At 40.5% G+C, this 17,974-nt stretch carries 20 protein-coding genes and 1 tRNA gene; 11 read left to right on the top strand and 10 right to left on the bottom strand.

Annotated elements, in window-relative coordinates; genetic code table 11:
* Nucleotides 1-4 precede the first annotated feature (4 nt).
* From A3217_RS01245 to A3217_RS01235, 3 genes are all read right to left on the bottom strand, one after another.
* Nucleotides 5-1,579 carry a DUF6056 family protein gene (locus tag A3217_RS01245; protein ID WP_066387002.1) on the bottom strand — a complete coding sequence of 525 codons (1,575 nt, stop codon included), beginning with the start codon at nucleotides 1,577-1,579 and terminating at the stop codon, nucleotides 5-7.
* A 165-nt stretch (nucleotides 1,580-1,744) separates the two neighbouring features.
* Nucleotides 1,745-1,821: transfer RNA gene (locus tag A3217_RS01240), tRNA-Ile, on the bottom strand.
* A complete protein-coding gene (locus tag A3217_RS01235; protein WP_082807940.1) occupies nucleotides 1,783-2,940 on the bottom strand; it encodes an FtsW/RodA/SpoVE family cell cycle protein in 1,158 nt (385 codons plus the stop codon). The genes A3217_RS01240 and A3217_RS01235 overlap by 39 nt, the downstream gene beginning before the upstream one ends.
* 43 nt (nucleotides 2,941-2,983) lie before the next feature.
* Here A3217_RS01235 and A3217_RS01230 point away from each other — a divergent pair, with 43 nt between their 5' ends.
* The 11 genes from A3217_RS01230 (at nucleotide 2,984) to A3217_RS01180 (ending at nucleotide 12,090) form a co-directional block, all read left to right on the top strand.
* Complete coding sequence (locus tag A3217_RS01230) at nucleotides 2,984-4,111, top strand: RluA family pseudouridine synthase (RefSeq protein ID WP_066386999.1); 1,128 nt, start codon at nucleotides 2,984-2,986, stop codon at nucleotides 4,109-4,111.
* Nucleotides 4,062-5,363 (top strand): fibronectin type III domain-containing protein, encoded by a 1,302-nt coding sequence (locus tag A3217_RS01225; RefSeq protein ID WP_066386995.1) that lies wholly within the window; start codon nucleotides 4,062-4,064, stop codon nucleotides 5,361-5,363. Before A3217_RS01230 ends, A3217_RS01225 begins: the two co-directional genes overlap by 50 nt.
* Before the next feature lie 96 nt (nucleotides 5,364-5,459).
* Nucleotides 5,460-6,767, top strand: coding sequence for a glutamate-1-semialdehyde 2,1-aminomutase (gene hemL, locus A3217_RS01220; protein ID WP_066386994.1), 1,308 nt, complete (start codon nucleotides 5,460-5,462; stop codon nucleotides 6,765-6,767).
* Between the two features lie 2 nt (nucleotides 6,768-6,769).
* Nucleotides 6,770-7,126 carry an AtpZ/AtpI family protein gene (locus A3217_RS01215; RefSeq protein ID WP_066386992.1) on the top strand — a complete coding sequence of 119 codons (357 nt, stop codon included), beginning with the start codon at nucleotides 6,770-6,772 and terminating at the stop codon, nucleotides 7,124-7,126.
* Nucleotides 7,116-7,754, top strand: a complete 639-nt coding sequence (locus tag A3217_RS01210) for a hypothetical protein (protein ID WP_066386990.1) — start codon at nucleotides 7,116-7,118, stop codon at nucleotides 7,752-7,754. Before A3217_RS01215 ends, A3217_RS01210 begins: the two co-directional genes overlap by 11 nt.
* Nucleotides 7,755-7,790: 36 nt before the next feature.
* Nucleotides 7,791-8,228: a 50S ribosomal protein L13 gene (gene rplM / locus A3217_RS01205; protein WP_066386989.1), complete on the top strand. Its 438-nt coding sequence runs from the start codon at nucleotides 7,791-7,793 to the stop codon at nucleotides 8,226-8,228.
* Nucleotides 8,229-8,248: 20 nt separating this feature from the next.
* Nucleotides 8,249-8,638 carry a 30S ribosomal protein S9 gene (rpsI, locus tag A3217_RS01200; protein WP_066386987.1) on the top strand — a complete coding sequence of 130 codons (390 nt, stop codon included), beginning with the start codon at nucleotides 8,249-8,251 and terminating at the stop codon, nucleotides 8,636-8,638.
* Nucleotides 8,639-8,707: 69 nt separating this feature from the next.
* Nucleotides 8,708-9,631 carry a branched-chain amino acid transaminase gene (locus A3217_RS01195; RefSeq protein WP_066386983.1) on the top strand — a complete coding sequence of 308 codons (924 nt, stop codon included), beginning with the start codon at nucleotides 8,708-8,710 and terminating at the stop codon, nucleotides 9,629-9,631.
* 21 nt (nucleotides 9,632-9,652) lie between these two features.
* Nucleotides 9,653-10,744, top strand: coding sequence for a prohibitin family protein (locus tag A3217_RS01190; RefSeq protein WP_066386980.1), 1,092 nt, complete (start codon nucleotides 9,653-9,655; stop codon nucleotides 10,742-10,744).
* Between the two features lie 102 nt (nucleotides 10,745-10,846).
* On the top strand, nucleotides 10,847-11,536 hold the full coding sequence (hisIE, locus tag A3217_RS01185; RefSeq protein WP_066389657.1) for a bifunctional phosphoribosyl-AMP cyclohydrolase/phosphoribosyl-ATP diphosphatase HisIE: 690 nt from the start codon (nucleotides 10,847-10,849) through the stop codon (nucleotides 11,534-11,536).
* The gene (locus A3217_RS01180; protein WP_066386979.1) at nucleotides 11,536-12,090 is read left to right on the top strand and encodes a DUF2393 family protein; all 555 of its coding nucleotides are present in this window, start codon (nucleotides 11,536-11,538) and stop codon (nucleotides 12,088-12,090) included. The genes hisIE and A3217_RS01180 overlap by 1 nt, the downstream gene beginning before the upstream one ends.
* Before the next feature lie 10 nt (nucleotides 12,091-12,100).
* On the opposite strand, the gene murA is transcribed toward A3217_RS01180, so the two are convergent.
* The 7 genes from murA to A3217_RS09270 all read right to left on the bottom strand — a co-directional run bounded on the left by murA (nucleotide 12,101) and on the right by A3217_RS09270 (nucleotide 17,946).
* Nucleotides 12,101-13,387, bottom strand: a complete 1,287-nt coding sequence (gene murA / locus A3217_RS01175; RefSeq protein ID WP_066386977.1) for a UDP-N-acetylglucosamine 1-carboxyvinyltransferase — start codon at nucleotides 13,385-13,387, stop codon at nucleotides 12,101-12,103.
* 18 nt (nucleotides 13,388-13,405) lie between these two features.
* Entirely contained in the window at nucleotides 13,406-13,813 is a 408-nt protein-coding gene (locus tag A3217_RS01170) for a hypothetical protein (protein WP_066386976.1), read from the bottom strand.
* A gap of 9 nt (nucleotides 13,814-13,822) precedes the next feature.
* Nucleotides 13,823-14,641, bottom strand: coding sequence for a UTP--glucose-1-phosphate uridylyltransferase GalU (gene galU / locus A3217_RS01165; protein ID WP_066386974.1), 819 nt, complete (start codon nucleotides 14,639-14,641; stop codon nucleotides 13,823-13,825).
* A gap of 21 nt (nucleotides 14,642-14,662) precedes the next feature.
* Complete coding sequence (locus A3217_RS01160) at nucleotides 14,663-16,288, bottom strand: lytic transglycosylase domain-containing protein (RefSeq protein ID WP_066386971.1); 1,626 nt, start codon at nucleotides 16,286-16,288, stop codon at nucleotides 14,663-14,665.
* 1 nt (nucleotide 16,289) lies between these two features.
* A complete protein-coding gene (locus tag A3217_RS01155; RefSeq protein WP_066386969.1) occupies nucleotides 16,290-16,580 on the bottom strand; it encodes a YggT family protein in 291 nt (96 codons plus the stop codon).
* Between the two features lie 17 nt (nucleotides 16,581-16,597).
* A complete protein-coding gene (locus A3217_RS01150; RefSeq protein WP_066386967.1) occupies nucleotides 16,598-16,954 on the bottom strand; it encodes a rhodanese-like domain-containing protein in 357 nt (118 codons plus the stop codon).
* 62 nt (nucleotides 16,955-17,016) lie between these two features.
* Complete coding sequence (locus tag A3217_RS09270; RefSeq protein ID WP_231860251.1) at nucleotides 17,017-17,946, bottom strand: class I SAM-dependent methyltransferase; 930 nt, start codon at nucleotides 17,944-17,946, stop codon at nucleotides 17,017-17,019.
* Nucleotides 17,947-17,974 lie beyond the last annotated feature (28 nt).

Raw genomic sequence — 17,974 nt, 5'->3', positions numbered from 1 at the left:
AAAATTATTTTACGATAAAGCTATCAAGCCCAAAATATTTTGCATAAGTTGGATTTGGCCAGCTATTTGGGTCAGAATCTGGATTCTGCCAGCCGGTGTAGTATTTGTAGTTTGATTTAAAATATTTCAAACTTACTGCAATATTTTTATTTCCCAATGCCTTTTGTCCCTCAATAAAGCCCACCATTTGTTGCCATTTATTATGCATACTATAACATTCCTTTGCCACATACGCACCATAGACAAATGCCATAAGCAATAACGCGATACTTGCCCCTTTATAAAGATATTGCATTGTTTTGCATTCACATTTTGCGCGTAAATACACAAGCAAACTCACAAGCAAGGTAATTTTAATCAGCGTGTAATGCAACTGCGCGCGATGAGGAATAAGAATCTGTATGGTCGCGCTAATATAGAGCATATAAAGCAAAATAGCAAGCGTTAGGATAAGAAAAAATTTCGCCTCATCTTGCAATCTGGCTTTTTTAGAATCTAAAAAAAGTAAAAAGCCAATAATCGCGCAAAAGCTAAGAAATAACACACTATGTGCGTATGTAAAGACTGCATTAATGGCTACTAGCCCAGCAACAGCCACGCAAAGGCTCAAAAGAATCCTATGAAAACGCGTAAATGCATAGATTACAACACTCACACAAAGCGCAATGTTAAAATAAGTGTTATCAACCTTGCTAAAAATAAATTTTATGCGCTCAATTTTTTGGCTAAAACTCATATCCCATAAATCTTTAAGTGTGAAATATGCTCCCCAACCACGAAAAAGCGCAGCCCTCTTCGCACTTCCCGGACTAAAATAAAGCACTAAGAATCCTGCTAAAAACCCAAGCCCCCCTGAAAAATACCAAAATGGAAGTGTAATTTTTTTACGCCACGCAATGACCAAGCTAGCAAGCAGGACAATAATTATCACAGCATTAAGCTCGCTCGCCCAGCCAGCCACAATACCTAAAAACAACATACCAAGCGATTTTAAAGATTGTGCTAAAAAAGATTCTTTTGTTCTTTGTATGTTTGCCTGTGCTAATACCCTGCCCCAAAAGATTCTATAAGGCAAAAGCCATAGCAAAATAACAAAATACGCCCAAAGATAATTAAAGCTTCCAGCCGCCCAATAAAAAATCGCACCAAAAGCACTATCAAAAAGTATTAAAAACACCATACCAGCAAAGATTGTCGCGCTCTCAATCCCACCATTTGGTAAGCGCCCAAAAAGCAAGGCAAAAAAGAGATACAACACGCCCACGCCAACGAAAGCATTGATAAAATTAAAAATACTCATTGTCGCAAGATAGCTCCCAAACCAAACGCGAGCCATATCGCCAATGCGCCCATTCCAGCCCATATAACTAGAAATAGCTGCTTGAAAATTGGTAGTTGCATGTCCTAAATCATCGCTTTGCACGGGAAACATTACATTGACAAAAAGCAAAAATACATACAAGCCAAGAAAGATTACGATACTTGAAAAAAGCGGAGAAAAACAAGAATTTTGAGAATCGAAAGAATTTTTTAAAAAGTTTTTATACTTTGAAAGAAAGCCTATAGGGGGGGGGGGCACTTGTATTTTTTGAGATTGAATAATCTACGCTCATAAAAACTCCTTGTTGTGTGATTTTGAAAAGGTAGTGTAGCTTAAAAATAAAAGAAAAATCAAGGTGCTCAAAAGATTCTAATGGATTTTGATGTTTGAGAATCTAAGAAAACTAGAAGTAAAAACCTTGCGTGGTGGGCCTTGCAGGACTCGAACCTGCGACCGATCGGTTATGAGCCGAGCGCTCTAACCAACTGAGCTAAAGGCCCCCCGCCATTTGCAGAGTCCGAATTATACTTAAAAACAAAGCGAAAGGCAAGTGTGTTTTCTAAAATGCTTAAAAGTGCAACAAAAGTCATAAAGCTCGTCCCCCCGTAGCTCATAAGCGCTAATGGCACGCCAACCACAGGTGCAAGCCCTAGCACCATACAAATATTTACCCCCGCATAAAGAAAAAAGAGCACCGCAATATACCCGCTCACCACCCGCAAGAAAAAGTCCTTCACCGCGCTCAAACAAATATTAAGCAAATACAAAATAAGCAAAAAATACAGCCCCAAAAGTCCCAACGCCCCAAGGAATCCAAAGCGCTCCACAAAATATGCGAAAATAAAATCCGTGCTTGCATAGGGGAGAAATTTTAGCTGGGATTGCGTGGCGAGCACTTGAGGCTTCCCACTCGCGCCACCTGAACCAATGGCAATAAGAGCTTGCTGGACTTGATAGGGGTGGTTTCCACTGACAAAGTCATTTATCCTTTTTTCGTGGTATTGCTTCAAAAGCCCGGTGTTTATGGCAATAGTATAAGCCGGAATAATACTTAAAAACCCAATAATTCCAAGTGTAATCCAAATCTTTTTATGCACACCAACCAAAAACAGCACACCAAACCCCACAAACAAAATAATAAGTGCCGTGCCTAAATCCGGCTCTAACAAAATAAGAAAAAATGGCAAAATGACAAATGAGGCTATAATCCCAAAATCTTTCCATCCATAGCCACTTTCTGGCGGCGGATTCTTAGAAATATATGAGGCGAGGAAGAGCATAAGCGCAACTTTCATAATCTCGCTTGGCTGGATTGAAAAGCTTGTAAATGGAATCTCAATCCAACGTTGCGCGTGATTTTTCTCTACACCCACAAACTTCACTGCTATCACCAAAAGCAATAGCAACACATACAAAAAAATAATCGAGTAATTTAAACGTCTGTAAGGAATAAAAAAAAGCACCACAGCCACGCAAAGGCTAAGGGCTAGGTATTTTAACTGCTTTGCAAAAAGCACACTATCAAGCTCGCTCACCAAAAAAAATGACAGCACAATTAAAGGTACAACGAGCAAAATCACAATAAAATCAAAATGTGCTAAAATTTTCTTCGCATTCAATGCTTAATCCTTAAAAATCCCACGCAAAAGACTATTTAAAATTATGAAAAAAATTATTATATCAGAAAACGCTACCAAAATGCGCCTTGATATTTTTCTAAGTCAGAATCTCAATGCTTCGCGCGCGCAGGTGGCGGAATGTATCAAATCTCAAGGTGTGCGCGTAAATGGCAAAATCTGCGCCAAACCAAGTGCGCTTTTAAAGCTAAATGACTGCGTGGAATTTGCGCAACAACAAGCCTTGCAAAATACAGAATCTAGCACGCTTACGCAGGATAAAACGCTAGTTTCTAAAAAAGAATTTAGTCAAATTGAGATTCTCTACAAAGATGATGATATTTTACTTCTTAACAAACCGCCAAATCTCATTATCCACGATGCGCCCTCCACCAAAGAGCCAACTTTGCTTGACTGGCTCAAACTCACCCAAAAACCCCTAGATTCTTTAAGTGGGAATTTGCGCTATGGAATTGTGCATAGGCTGGATAGATTCACAAGCGGTGCGCTTGCGGTGGCGCGTAATTTAAAAGCGCATACTTCTCTAAGCAATCAGCTCAAAACTCGCACAATGGGGAGAATCTATCTCGCTGTAATCACGCCAAAGCTTAAAAGTGATATGGTGATTGAATGCTATCTTGGGCGCAATCCTAAAAATCGCCTTAAAATGGCAAAGCTGGCTTCTATTGATTCCCAACCTTTGCAAGATTCTCACCTTTTACAAGATTCTCACTTTGCGCACAGACTTCAAAGCGCACAAAATCCACAAATTCCCCAAAGCACGCCAACTTTGCCAAAAAACCTCCGCTACGCAAAAAGCGCGTTTGTTAAGCTTTTAGATTCCAAAAATGGTTGTTTTGAACTCATTGCCATAAAGCTATTTACCGGCAGGACGCACCAAATCCGCGCGCATTTAGAAAGCATCAACCGCCATATTTTAGGCGATGAACTCTATGGCTACAAGCAAGAATCTAGCAGGATTTCTTACAATGGCAGAATCTTGCTACACGCCCACATAATGTATCTACAACACCCAAGCACGATGGATACACTATTTTTTAAAGCCCCACTTTTTGCCGATATGCTAAACTTTTTAGAACAAAACTTCCAAAAGGACAAACTCAATGAAGTGCTGGATAACAACACTCTCTTGCAACGTTTTAGCAATTTTTAGCCTCAATCTCACAGGCTGTGCGACACTCACGCAAGGATTTAACCAAAAATTTGAACAAGATTCTAATTTGCCAACTCTTTCAAATATTCGCACCATTAGCGATGTCAGCACCATAGGCTTTGAATGGGAAATACCCGCGCAAAAGGTGGATTCTCAAAATATCTTAGAAAAGTTAGAGATTGAAGGTTTTGTCATCTATCGCGCAAATGAGGGCGATTTTGGTCGCGAGGAGTTAGAGCAGGAAAATCTGCCTTTTAGCGCCTTTAAACAAATTGCAATTTTAAAAAATCCCCTTACCACGCATTTTTTTGATACAAACCTTACGCCAAAAAGCGCGTATTACTATCTTTTTGCCACACTTGGCGAGGATAAAACAATGAGTAATCTTAGCAAAACTATTAGAGTAGAAACTTCTTTCATCGACCCGATAGAAGGGCTTTTTGTACTAAACCATAAGCCAAAAACACTAAAAATAGTCATCGCCCCACACGCAAATCCGAGCATAAAATCCTACATTATCCAACGTCAAAACGATGAAGGCGTATTTATCAATATTACCGAGCTTAAAGGGCGCTTTAATATCGAGTATTTTGATACTAATCTTCAAGATGGCACAACTTACACTTACCGCGTGCTTGCAAAGGATTTTCTAGGGAATCTAAGCGAGCCTTCTATCGAAGTGAGTGAGCGCACGCTTGAGCTTTTGCCAAGTGTGGAAAATGCCAGCGCCTCGCATAATTTGGCGCTTAAAATCGAGCTGAATTGGAATCCGATCTCCCAAGCCAAACGTTACAGAATCTACGCGGATATGGACAATAACGGACAATACAAAGTCCTTGCCACCACGACAAAAACGCATTTTACCCACACACTCAAAGAACACGGGCAAAGCGTGCGCTATCAAATTGTTGGGCTAGATTCTTATGATTTAGATGGAGAAATGCTAAAAACACCGCTTGTTGGCTCTACACTTGCACGCCCACAAGCACCAAAAATCACAAGCTCTAGGGTTGAAGGACGCAATATCATCATTCAATGGAGCGAACCAGAAGATTCTCGCGCAAAGAAATACGCACTCTATCGCAAAGAACCCCAAACAAACCGCTCTAATCGCTACAACAATATAAAATCCACAAGTTTTATTGACAAAGAAACCAAACGCGCGCTTAACTACACTTACAGCGTTTCTAGCATTGATGAATTTGGCATAGAATCCCCACAAAGCGCGCCTGTAACGCTTATGCGAAACTAAAAATTTGAAAGTATCGCTTAAAATGTCGCTTAAAGTGCTATTTGGGCGTAATCCGCTATAATGCGATTTTTCAGACATTTTTCCTAAGGAGGCAAAATGGAGCTTATCCATAGTATCAATAATTTTAATGAAGCAAAACAAGTGATTGTAGGTGGCGTAAATTCCCCTGTGCGTGCGTTTGGCTCTGTAGGCGGGACACCTAGATTTATCAAAAAAGGTGCAGGAGCGTATTTATACGATGAAGATGACAATGTTTATATTGATTTTGTGCAAAGCTGGGGACCATTAATTTTTGGACATTGTGACAAAGATATAGAATCTAGCGTGTTGCACGCAGCAAAAAATGGGCTTAGTTTTGGCGCACCTACCGAACTTGAGACGACTTTGGCAAAAGAAATTATTAGTGTTTATGATAATGTCGAAAAAATCCGCCTTGTTAATTCCGGCACTGAAGCCACAATGAGCGCTATCCGCCTAGCGCGCGCATATAGCGGAAAAGATGATATTATAAAATTTGAAGGTTGCTACCACGGGCATTCTGATAGTTTGCTTGTGAGTGCGGGAAGTGGTTGTGCGACTTTTGGGAATCCTAGCTCGCCGGGCGTGCCAAAGGATATTAGCAAGCATACTTTAGTCGCGCGCTATAACGATATAGATTCTGTGCGTGCTTGCTTTGAGACAAGCGCGAAAAATGGTAGTGGCGTAGGTTGCGTGATTATCGAGCCAATCGCTGGGAATATGGGACTTGTGCCGGCAAGCAAAGAGTTTTTGCGCGCATTGCGCAAGCTTTGCAATGAATTTAGTGCGGTGCTTATTTTTGATGAAGTAATGAGCGGGTTTCGCGCTAGCCTGAAAGGCGCGCTTAGCTTTTGTGATGTGTTGCCGGATATGGCGACTTTTGGCAAGGTTATTGGTGCTGGAATGCCCCTTGCTGCGTTTGGTGGAAAAGATGAGATAATGAATCTGCTCTCTCCTGTGGGTGGCGTGTATCAAGCAGGCACACTAAGTGGGAATCCGCTTGCTGTGAGCGGTGGCTTGTGTGCGCTTAGCAAATTAAAGGCAGATCCAAAAATTTATACATATTTAGAGAATCTCGCACGCAAATTAACAGCGGGATTAAAAGAATCTGCAAATAAATATAAAATCCCGATACAGACGACATTTAGAGGCTCTATGTTTGGCTTTTTCTTTTGTGAAAATGAAGTGAAAAATTTTGATGATGCCAAAAAAGCAGACACCGCACTTTTTGCAAAGTTTCATCAAAAAATGCTTGAAAAAGGCGTGTATCTTGCTTGCTCGCAGTTTGAGACGGGCTTTATTTGCACGAGTATGGGCGAAAAAGAGATTGACACCACAATTTGCGCAGCAAAAGAATGCTTTGCAGAAATCACGCAAGGGCTTTAAGAATGGATTCCAACCAAAAAGATTTACAAAACTTAAAGCATTCCACAAAAGATTCTCAAAAACTGCCAAAATTCCAAAAAGTCATTGAGGGTGCGTATGATTTGAGCTTGGGCATTTCCATTATCGTAGCAATTGCGCTTGGATTTGGGCTTGGATTTGGATTAAAAAAACTCTTTTCTTATGAGTGGCTCTTGTGGCTTGGGATTTTTTGGGGAATCTGCGCGGCAATTTCAAATATCTACAAAGCCTACAAACGCCAAAAAAAGGCACTTGATGAGCTGGCAAAAAATCCGCGCTACAACTCGCAAGCCTTTTTGAAAAAACAAAAACAATGGGACAAAGAAGATGATGAGGACTAGCATAAAGCGCGCCATGCTCATTTTTGCGCTGTGTGCACTGTGTGGCGTGGCGCTAGTTGGCGGGGTGGTGAGCGCGTTTTTTGGTTTGCCACATTTTGCAAGCTTTGAGTGCGCGTTTATCGGGTTTAGCCTTATTTTATTTGCGTCGTTTTTTGGGATTATCAAGCAAGTGCAAAGAACGAAAGAAGAAGCACTTTTAGCAGAGCTAAACGCACAAAAGCAAGAATCCACAGATTCCCAAAATGGCAAAAAATCTAGCACCAATACGCAAGATTCTAAAGAGAGCGTTACAGAATCTACAAACCTAATCAAATCGCCAAGTATGAGCACGCAAGCAAAGTGCAACGAAGCAAAAGCAACTTCCGCGGAGGCGATACAATCAAAAGAAACTCAAATCCCCTTTACCTCTCGCTTTTTGGTTGGTGTGAAGCTAAGCTTTTCGTTTTTACGCCTTTTGTGCTATATAGGATTCACTTTCGCACTTATCGGGCTTTTAGAATCTAAGCTTTTTGAGCCACTAAGCTTTCTTATAGGTAGTATTGCAAGTGTTGTGATAATTCTTATCATCGCCTTGCAATCCTTATATCACAATGAATTTAACTTTGTCTTAAGGAAACTCTCCTTATAATCGCGCTCCTTTAACTCCAATTTTTAAGGATTCTTTATGGAACTTACAAAGATAGCAACACAAGCTGATATTAATCGTCAGTGGGTCGTGCTTGATGCGAAAGATAAAATTTTTGGTCGCTTGATTGCAGAGGTAGCTACACTTTTGCGCGGGAAGCACAAGCCTTGTTTTACGCCAAATGTTGATTGTGGCGACTTTGTCATCATTATCAATGCTGTGGAAGTAAAATTTAGTGGTATGAAGCTCAAAGATAAGGAGTATTTCACACACTCCGGCTATTTTGGTAGCACAAAAAGCAAAACGCTTGAAGAGATGCTCCAAAAGTCGCCTGAAAAGCTCTATCACCTAGCAGTGCGCGGTATGCTCCCAAAAACAAAGCTTGGACGCGCACAACTTAAAAAACTCAAAGTCTATAAGGGTGATACACATCCACACAGCGCACAAGTAGCAAAAAATTCAGCTGTAGCAAAATAGAACACACAAAAGGATAGCTAATGACAAAAATCTATGCAACAGGTAAAAGAAAAACAGCCATCGCAAAAGTGTGGCTACAAAGTGGCTCCGGCAAACTCAGCATTAATGGTATGAGTCTTAATGACTGGCTAGGCGGGCACGAGGCAATCAAAATGAAAGTTATGCAACCACTTATCCTTACAAAGCAAGAAAAATCTGTGGATATTATCGCTCAAACGCTTGGCGGTGGTTATAGTGCGCAGGCGGAGGCTTTGCGTCACGGAATCTCAAAAGCACTCAATAGCTATGATGTAGCATTTCGTGCGATTTTGAAGCCAAAAGGCTTGCTTACAAGGGATTCTCGTGTGGTTGAGCGTAAAAAATACGGAAAGAAAAAAGCGAGAAGATCACCACAATTCTCTAAGAGATAATTTTTCTTACTATTTGCTATATTTTATGAATCTCTTCCTAAGATATAGCCTTATTTTAAAGGAGTTCGTATGTTACCAGAAGCCGATTATATTTGGAAAGATGGCGCTTTTGTAAGGTGGCAAGAAGCTACGACACATGTTTTAAGTCATACTTTGCATTATGGAAATGCCGTTTTTGAAGGAACGAGGGCGTATATGACGCCCAAAGGATTAGCGATTTTTCGCTTGAAAGACCACACAAAGCGTCTTTTAAATTCTGCCAAAATCACAGCCATCAAATGTCCGTATTCTCAAGAAGAACTAGAAACGGCACAAATTGAATTGTTACAAAAAAATGCGCATTGCTATAAGGCAAGTGTGTATATTCGCCCGCTCATTTATCTAGGCTATGGCGTTATGGGGCTCTATCATATAAAAGCACCTGTAAATGTGGCGATAGCTGCGTGGGAATGGGGCGCGTATCTTGGAGATGAAGGCATCACAAATGGCATAAAAGTAAAAACAAGCTCTTTTGCACGCAATAGCATAAAATCCATTATGGGAAAAGCAAAGTCCGCAGCAAGCTATCTCAACTCACAAATGGCAAAACTAGAAGCTATTGAGTGTGGTTGCGAGGAAGCGCTCTTGCTTGATGAAAATGGCTTTATAGCAGAGGGCAGTGGGGAGTGTATCTTTATCGTGCGCGATGGTGTGCTTATCACCCCTCCACATGATAATAGTTTGGAATCCATCACACAAGCAAGCGTGATTACACTTGCAAAAGATTTGGGGATTCCATTTATTGAGCGTAAAATCACGCGTGATGAAATCTATATCGCTGATGAGGCGTTTTTCACAGGCACTGCGGCAGAGATTACGCCTATTAGAGAGCTTGATTCTCGTCAGATTGGGCTAGGCACGCGAGGTCCTATCACAAAGAGACTTCAAGAGGCGTTCTTTGAAGTGGTGCGGGGCAAAAACGAAAAACACAAAGAATGGCTCACCTATATTTAAAAAGAATTTAAAAGGATTTTTATGCCCATTGATTTAAACGAACATCTAAAAAACAAGCGCCAGCAAAGCCAAAATCAGCAAAAAGAGAATCCAGAACCAAAGAAAGATGACGGCAGAAACAATAACAATTGGGGCGGTGGCAATAATTGGAATAACAATAGAGGTGGGAGTGATTTTAGCAATTTTACAAATTTCGTGCCAAGCGGAAAGAAGCTTTTTATTTGGCTTATTATCATCGCGCTTTTAGTCATTCTCATTGCGCAGAAGCCTTTTGTGATTGTGAATTCTGGCGAAGTTGGGATTAAGGTGCATTTGGGAGAATACCAAAAACAGCCGCTTGAAGCAGGCTTGCATTTCTTTATCCCGCCAATTGAACATGTGATTATCGTTGATACCCGCGTAAAAACTTTGCATTTTACAAGCAATGAAGATATGGAACGGCGCAATAATCAAAGTATCGCGCAAAAAGTGCCAATCCAAGTGCGTGATAAGCTCGGTCTTGATGTGGCTATCGAGCTAACGCTTAAATACCAGCTTGACCGCTCAAAAGTATCAGATACGATTAGGGATTATACGACTTTGTGGGACGAGGTCATCATCGTGCCCGGAATCCTAGAAGTAGTAGGAAGTGTGATAGGGAACTACCACGCGGAGGAATTGCCAAGCAAGAGGGATGAAATCGCAAATCTCATCGCCACAAACTTTCAAAATAAAATTAACGCAATCCGCGATAAACCTGTGCGCTTAGATTCTGTGGAGTTGCGTAAGATTATTTTGCCACCAGAAGTGAAAAATAAAATCGAGCAAGTCCAAGTAGCAAAACAAGAAGCCGAGAAAGCTAAAGAAGAGGCGCGTGCATTGCGTGAGCGCTCACAAGGTAAGGCAGATGCAGCGATTATCGAGGCTAATGGACAAGCAAAGGCAAACCAGCTTGTAAGCGAAAGTCTCTCGCAAAGATTGCTTGAATTGCGACAGATTGAAATGCAAGGGAAGTTTAATGACGCGCTTAGAGAAAACAAAGACGCGCAGATTTTCTTAACACCGGGCGGTTCAGTGCCAAATATATGGGTAGATTCCAAAAACAAAAGGCAAAATACGGCTATTTCGCAATAGCCCAAGTCTGCACGTCAAACTTTATAAAGGTATCAAGTGGCTACACATTCAAACTTGGAATCTAGCACAAAAGCACTAGATTCTACACTTACGCAAGATTACATACAGGATTTACTAAATAGCATTAACTGGCAAAAAACCCCGCTTATCCCCACAATCGCGCAAGATTTTGAAACCAAAGAAGTGCTTATGCTTGCTTTTAGCAATGAAGATTCTCTAAAGCTCACGCTTAAAACAAAGCAAGCGCATTATTTTTCACGCTCAAAAGCACGCATTTGGCACAAAGGCGAGCAAAGCGGGCATACACAAGAAATTGTAGAAGTGCTCATTGATTGTGATAGTGATTCCTTACTTTTCCTTGTCAAACAACACGGCGTGGCGTGCCACACGGGCAATATGAGCTGTTTTTTTAGACGACTAGATTCTCAAAATGTGCAAGCTCCACAAAACACGCAAAAACTTGATACAAGGGAAATTTATGGAATCATAGATTCTCTTTATCACACAATCTTAGAGCGCAAAACAAAAGACCCCGAAAACTCTTATGTTGCATCACTTTTTGCCAAAGGTGAAAATAGCATTTGCAAAAAAATCATCGAGGAAGCCGGCGAGCTCACTTTCGCGCTCAAAGATGGAAAACAAAAAGATATTATTTATGAATGTGCGGATTTGGTGTTTCATAGTCTCATAGGGCTTGCTAGCAAGGACATTAACCCAGATAGAATCCGCCAAGAACTCAAAAGGCGTGAAGGGGTGAGTGGCATAGCAGAAAAAAACTCACGCAAAAGCTAATGCAACAATACAAAGAGCTTATTATTAATTTTTTTAATCTTTTTGCGGTGTTTGAAATCGCGCTTATGGGGAGTTTGTTTATCCTTTTTTTACTATTTTTTTTGCTTGGGCTACTTTTGCGCGGGCGGAGGTTTTTACCAAAGTTTTTTTTCTTTCTTTCATTTTTAGTTTTTGTAAGCGGTCCTTTTGTGTTGAAATACTGCATGCAAAATCTCTTTTACACACTTGAAATCGATATTACACAAAGCAAGCGTTTGGAGTATATTGATGCCTTTCTCTTAGAAGCAAAGCTCACAAATAAGGGCTTTTTACCCATTAGCATTTGTGAGGTTGGTGTGGATATCCAAAGGGAGGATTGGCTCAAATTCTTAAATCCCATTTATCCCAAAAAATCCTACAAAAAAACGCTTTTTATGCGCCTTGAGCCACAACAAAGTCAGAATCTTAACGTTTTATTTAATGGCTTTACCCAAAAATTGCCCTTTGAATACCGTGTACAAATTGACTGCTATCTTGGCAATGGTTTAAGAAAAGAGCCAAAACAAATACCCTAAGTACTTAAATTTATTCTTTCAAACGCGTGATGTCCGCTCCAAGCCCCAAAAACTTCTGCTCTAATGCCTCATAGCCCCTATCAAGATGGTAGATTCTATGCACTTGCGTCTCACCTTGTGCCACAAGCCCAGCTAGCACGAGTGCCGAGCTTGCACGCAAATCTGTCGCCATCACACTTGCACCAAAAAGCTCTTTCTTGCCACTAATTTTTGCAATATTATTTGTAAGTTTAATATCCGCACCTAAGCGCTGCAATTCGCTCACATGCATAAAGCGATTTTCAAATAATCGCTCTTCTATCACGCTCACACCCTCACACTGCGTAGCTAGCGCCATAAACTGCGCCTGCATATCTGTGGGGAATCCGGGATATTCTGTTGTGATAATTTCAAAAGGATTAAATTTTTTTGCATTTAAAATTCGTAGATTCTGCACGCCTTCTTGCTTGTCAGATTCTTGCACTTCAAAGCTAAAGCCAATTTCTTCTAATTTATCCAAAACTGCCTTCAAATGCGCGCATAAAACGCCTTTAAGTGTTATAGACGAGTTGGTTATCGCGCCAGCACAGAGATAAGTTCCAGCCTCGATTCTATCCGGGATAACGCTAAAGGGCGCAAAAGTAGGCAAAATCCCATCGCTTCCACGAATTAAGAGCTCATTGCTTCCTATACCCTCAATCTCAATTCCACTTTTATGCAAAATCTCGCATAATTGCACAACTTCTGGCTCTTTTGCTGCGTTTATAATGCGCGTTTTGCCTTGCGCGAGTGCTGCTGCCATAATGATATTTTCACTTCCTGTGACAGAGATTTTATCAAACAAAATATCTGTGCCTTTTAAGCCCTTTGATGCGTGGGCGATGATATAGCCGCCTTGTATGTGGATTTGCGCGCCCATTTTTTCTAATGCCTTCAAATGTAAATCCACCGGGCGCGCACCAATAGCACAGCCTCCGGGCAAGCTCACCTCACAAGTCCTAAAACGCGTCAAAAGCGGTCCCAACACAAGGATAGAAGCGCGCATTTTCCGCACAATGTCATAAATCGCGCGAGTGTGGATTATCTGCTCGCAAGTCACTTCAAGGCTATGAGAATCTATCGTAGTAATATTTGCGCCCAAATGCTCTAAAAGCTTTATGAGCGTTTTTACATCTGTCACATTTGGGAGATTTGAGATTTTCACAGGCTTATCACTTAAAAGACTAAGTGCTAAAAGCGGCAAAGCGACATTTTTAGCCCCAGAGATTGCGACTTCTCCAGAAAGTTTAGGTGATTGACGTATTTGCAAATAATCCATTAACTATTCCTTTTGTGTTTATTTTTTTTCGCGCTTTTGCAAGGCTGTGCCTATTTTTGTGCGAATATCATTTTTTATACTCGCATTAGAATCTTCTAGCTCATCGCGGAATTTTGCCACTTCTTCAGCCTCCATAAGCAAGGGGTTGATTGAAAAGTCATAGATAATACGAAGCCAAGTTTGATAGTCCGCACTTCCCACTTGAGGGGCTTTGGTAAATTTCTTGCGAAAGGTGTCATAATTGATTTTTAACTGCTCTTTATTTTCTTTATTTGCACTCACAGCATTTGCAAGCTCTTGCAAAGGGTTAATTTCCACCTTTGGTTCAGATTCTAACGCCACGCTTAAAAGCCCTGCAAAAACGATTGGCAACGCAAAAATAAGCATCACCAGCCAACATAATGCATAAAAACAGATATCAAACATATATGCAAACTAGCAGTCTTTAAATAAATCCATCGTAGCTTTCACATAACCCTCCACAGAACCACAATCATATCTATTGCCTTTAAATTTATACGCCAGCACGCGCCCTTGCCTTGCCTGCTCTAAAAGCGCATCAGTTATCTGAATCTCACCCTTTTTGCCCGGCAAAGTCGTGCGCAAAATATCAAAAATATCAGGTGTGAGAATATAACGCCCAATAATTGCAAGATTGCTAGGGGCTTTATCAGCGCTTGGCTTCTCCACCATATTACTCACGCGATACACGCCCTTTTCTACCTCATCACCTTGTATAATCCCATATTTATCAACTTCACTTTTTGCCACTTCTTGAATCGCCACAATCGAGCAACGATATTTTTTATACAGCTCCACCATTTGCGCGAGAATCCCTTGCGAGCCTTTATTGATACACAAGTCATCAGCCAAAACCACCGCAAAAGGCTCTTGCCCAATAAGCACTTCCCCGGTTAAAATCGCGTGCCCTAGTCCTTTCATCTCATTTTGTCTTGTATAAGAAAAATTACAAAGATTTGTTAGTCGGCGAATATCCTTGAGTAAATCCTCTTTGTCTGTGCCTTTGATTTGATGCTCTAATTCATAATTAACATCAAAATGATCTTCAATACTGCGCTTCCCGCGTCCTGTAACAATTGCCATCGTATGACAGCCCGCCTCGAGTGCTTCTTCCACACCATATTGGATAAGTGGCTTTGTTAGCACGGGTAGCATTTCCTTTGGCATCGCTTTTGTCGCAGGTAAAAATCGCGTCCCATAGCCTGCTGCTGGAAATAAACATTTATCAATCATCACTTACTCCTTAAATCAAAATTATCTTAACGGAATCTGTTTTATGATATCTTCAAGACGGGTATTATTACCAAAAAGTCTTTGATAAACAATATAATTTGCCAGAACCTTCAAGCCATAAGTGCGCGATTCCTCATACGGGATAAGCTCCATACTAATCCAAGGCTCAAATTTACGCTTTTTAAGGAAAAGATTTCCTTTTTTTAATGTGCGGCGCAAAAATCCCGGTCCGCCATTATACGCATAAGAAACAAGCAAAGGATGCTTAAACTCCGCCCGTAACTCATCTAAATAAAACCTTCCAAATTCAAGCGCTAACACGGGATTAAACATATCCTCTAGCTCAATGTCCTGTTTTCCCATACTTTTAGCAAAAGGCGCGACATTAAAGGGCATAATTTGCATCATTCCAAGCGCATAAGAAGTCGAAATAAGCGCAGGAAGAAAGTGAGATTCTTGCCTTGCAATAGCGTAAGTTAGGGCTTTTTGACTAGTATCCTTCCAGCTAAGCGAATCGCTAAAGGGCGTTAGAAAATAGCTATTTTGAAACTTTGTTGCGCGCGCGTGGATAAAGGCAAGATGAGGCTGCAAACCTTCAAAGCCAAACTCATCTAATAGCTCAAGCAGATTCTTAGAATCTGAAACCTTGAGCAAATTTGCACGCAAAATCTCCCACTGAAAAGGATCTGAAATATCAAAAGGTGCTGGCTCACTTTTAAGATTCTCAAAACCACTCAAAATTGTGTAATTTGGCGCAGCATTCAGCTTTTCAAGCGCATAAAGCGTGTAAATATCAATATTTGTGCTTTTTGCAAGCTCGTTTAAAAGCGCTTTATTCTGCGAAACAAGATAGCGCCAAAAAAGTGCTTTGTTAATAAAAAGTGGGTCCTTGCTCGCATTTTGCGCGAGTGCAAAGTATTCAAGTGCATTTGTTTTGTTATTTGCCAAAAGCTCGTGGATTCCGAGTAAAAACAATGTATAGCCGCTGTAAGCCTTTTTTATATGTGCATTCAGCAGGGATTTTTTGAACCTTGGTAGAGAATCTGAAAGAATAGTATTTTGTATAATCTTATCAAAATACGCATTCTGCTCTTCTACAAGGACTTTGAGTCGTTGGGGCTTAATATTTTGATTTATAATTGTGGCTTTTTGATTTTCACTCAACGCATTAAAAATCTGCGCGAAAGTCTTTGCATCGCTTGTAAGCATATTTGTAAGGATTGCTTTTGAGCTTAAAATTTGCACTTTTTTGCTGAGATTCTCATTTGTCGCAATCACAGCTTGCAGTTTTTGCAACCTTTGAGCTTCAAGGCTTGGAATCTGCGAAAGTCGCAAACCAAAGACAATGCACTCCATATCTTGTGTAAGCAAGGTATCAAAATCAAGCTTTTTACAAAGCAAATCTTTTGGTAACTCGTGGGGCATACCCTTTTTTTCCACTAAGGCTGTGAGCTTTGCATTTTTTCTAAAAATAAGCTCATAGGCTTTGAGCGAATCTTGTAGATTTGTCTTTTCATCACTCAAAAAACGCCAAATATAAAAATCGCGCGCCAAGCCTTTTGGCTTAGATTCTAAAAATTCAAGCGTAATATCAATGCTAAAAGCAAAGGAATGGAGCGCAAAGACAAAGAGTAGGATTCTTAGCAAATTATAGTCCCTGTATAAGCAAAGGTACGCTTTTGACAAGTAAAATATTGATAAATTCTAACGCCAAAATCACAATAAGTGGCGCTAAATCAAGCCCGCCAAAATTTGTCCGCATAATCCTACGCACACGCGAAAAAAGCGGCTCACTTAGGCGGTAGAGCACTTGCACGATTGGATTATAAGGATCAGGACGCACCCAGCTTATTAACACCGCAGCAATAAGCACAAAAATATACAAATTAAGCGCGATATTTATCACACTCACAAGAGATTCCAAAAACACCGCTAGCATATAACCCCCCCCTTTTTTTAGCTTTCTTGTTGCGTATTCAAAAGCCCCAAAAGCTCAAAATGCGTGAAATAATCGTCAAAATAATAGATATTCTCACACCCCGCCTCTACTAAGCGCGTTCCAACCACACTTGCTGTATGCCCGCTATAACACACAAGAAGGATTTTTACATTTTTATTTTGAAGCGCATATTGATAAATATCTTGAGCGTTTGAAAAATTGCGAGATTCTCTAATGTGCGCGGAGTCATAATCACTTTTATCGCGAATATCAAAGACTTTGAACTCTGAAAGTCGCCCCTGCGCAATATCCTGCGGATAGATTGGCTTAGCAAGTGAAAGATTATTTTTTCCTTTTAGAGAATTTTCAGACATAGCAATCCTTTAGTTTTTAGCTAAGGCGCGGATTATAGCCTAAGTAAATTAATTGATTAAAACTAGTCCAAAAGAGCGAGACTATCGCTCATTGTCTTACTTCCTAATCTTTTTTTCACCCACAAAAACAATCCCCTTCCCGCAAGCTTTATCACAAGCTTAAAGGCAAGCGGGTTAATTTTTTTACTGCTAAAAAGATGCAAACCACCATAAGAGTAAAAATATAAGCCTCGTTTCTTAGCGATAAATGCCAAACTCTCATAAGAATAAAAGCTAATATGCTGTCCGTGCGCAAAACCATAATACCACCACGCATTTTGCCCGCTAGATTCTGGAATAAATGAGGGTAAAAGCTCAGTAGAAAAGAGTAGATTTGGCGCGCGTGAAAGCATAGATTCTATCTCTTCGAGCGGATTTGGCAAATGCTCAAATACCTCAAAACTTGTAGCAAGCTCTGGTGGGCGCATTTTTTGTTTTGATAATGTTTCTTGAATAACAGAATCTAGCGCAAATAATCGCGGATTATCACTCCTCCACTCAAAGCCTCGCGCAAAAATATTCTGACAATATTTATCCTCCCAAAATGCCTCAATCCCGCTATCGCGCAATAATCGCACAAGCAATCCAGTGCCGCCGCCAAAATCTAGCAAAATTTTTTGTTTGAGAGTTTGTGAAGTGTAGGGATTTGTTAGAGAATGTTTATTTTGAGAAACTTGTGAAGTGGTATTTTGCCCCCCCCCGTTAAGGAAATTTCTAAAACCAAAGAAAAAATATGCTACACATACAACAACTTTATACAAATAGAGATTCCGCGCAACTATACCTGTATCTGAAATATTAATCGCTTCTTCATACGCCTCATCTAGCCAATATGCCTCCCCAGCACTCAAAAATCCGCAATGCGCACATTTATAAAATGCCTCATCATAGCGTCCTAAAATTTTTGCACTAAAAGCGACTTGTGTTTCTTGTTTGCAAATTTTACACTGCATACAACCTCCTAAATTCAATTTTTAATCC

This window comes from Helicobacter himalayensis, assembly GCF_001602095.1.
Lineage (GTDB): Bacteria > Campylobacterota > Campylobacteria > Campylobacterales > Helicobacteraceae > Helicobacter_F > Helicobacter_F himalayensis.
The sequence above is the reverse complement of the archived record's forward strand: the minus strand, read 5'-3'. Positions and strand labels throughout refer to the sequence as shown.

What these genes read in the sequence shown, in the direction of transcription:
- A3217_RS01210 (WP_066386990.1), top strand. Translation starts at nt 7,116, where the DNA reads ATGAGGACTAGCATAAAGCGCGCCATGCTCATTTTTGCGCTGTGTGCA.
- A3217_RS09270 (WP_231860251.1), bottom strand. Translation starts at nt 17,946, where the DNA reads ATGCAGTGTAAAATTTGCAAACAAGAAACACAAGTCGCTTTTAGTGCA.
- A3217_RS01190 (WP_066386980.1), top strand. Translation starts at nt 9,653, where the DNA reads ATGCCCATTGATTTAAACGAACATCTAAAAAACAAGCGCCAGCAAAGC.
- A3217_RS01230 (WP_066386999.1), top strand. Translation starts at nt 2,984, where the DNA reads ATGAAAAAAATTATTATATCAGAAAACGCTACCAAAATGCGCCTTGAT.
- A3217_RS01150 (WP_066386967.1), bottom strand. Translation starts at nt 16,954, where the DNA reads ATGTCTGAAAATTCTCTAAAAGGAAAAAATAATCTTTCACTTGCTAAG.
- hemL (WP_066386994.1), top strand. Translation starts at nt 5,460, where the DNA reads ATGGAGCTTATCCATAGTATCAATAATTTTAATGAAGCAAAACAAGTG.
- A3217_RS01180 (WP_066386979.1), top strand. Translation starts at nt 11,536, where the DNA reads ATGCAACAATACAAAGAGCTTATTATTAATTTTTTTAATCTTTTTGCG.
- A3217_RS01195 (WP_066386983.1), top strand. Translation starts at nt 8,708, where the DNA reads ATGTTACCAGAAGCCGATTATATTTGGAAAGATGGCGCTTTTGTAAGG.
- galU (WP_066386974.1), bottom strand. Translation starts at nt 14,641, where the DNA reads ATGATTGATAAATGTTTATTTCCAGCAGCAGGCTATGGGACGCGATTT.
- A3217_RS01215 (WP_066386992.1), top strand. Translation starts at nt 6,770, where the DNA reads ATGGATTCCAACCAAAAAGATTTACAAAACTTAAAGCATTCCACAAAA.
- A3217_RS01225 (WP_066386995.1), top strand. Translation starts at nt 4,062, where the DNA reads ATGAAGTGCTGGATAACAACACTCTCTTGCAACGTTTTAGCAATTTTT.
- rplM (WP_066386989.1), top strand. Translation starts at nt 7,791, where the DNA reads ATGGAACTTACAAAGATAGCAACACAAGCTGATATTAATCGTCAGTGG.
- murA (WP_066386977.1), bottom strand. Translation starts at nt 13,387, where the DNA reads ATGGATTATTTGCAAATACGTCAATCACCTAAACTTTCTGGAGAAGTC.
- rpsI (WP_066386987.1), top strand. Translation starts at nt 8,249, where the DNA reads ATGACAAAAATCTATGCAACAGGTAAAAGAAAAACAGCCATCGCAAAA.
- A3217_RS01170 (WP_066386976.1), bottom strand. Translation starts at nt 13,813, where the DNA reads ATGTTTGATATCTGTTTTTATGCATTATGTTGGCTGGTGATGCTTATT.
- A3217_RS01155 (WP_066386969.1), bottom strand. Translation starts at nt 16,580, where the DNA reads ATGCTAGCGGTGTTTTTGGAATCTCTTGTGAGTGTGATAAATATCGCG.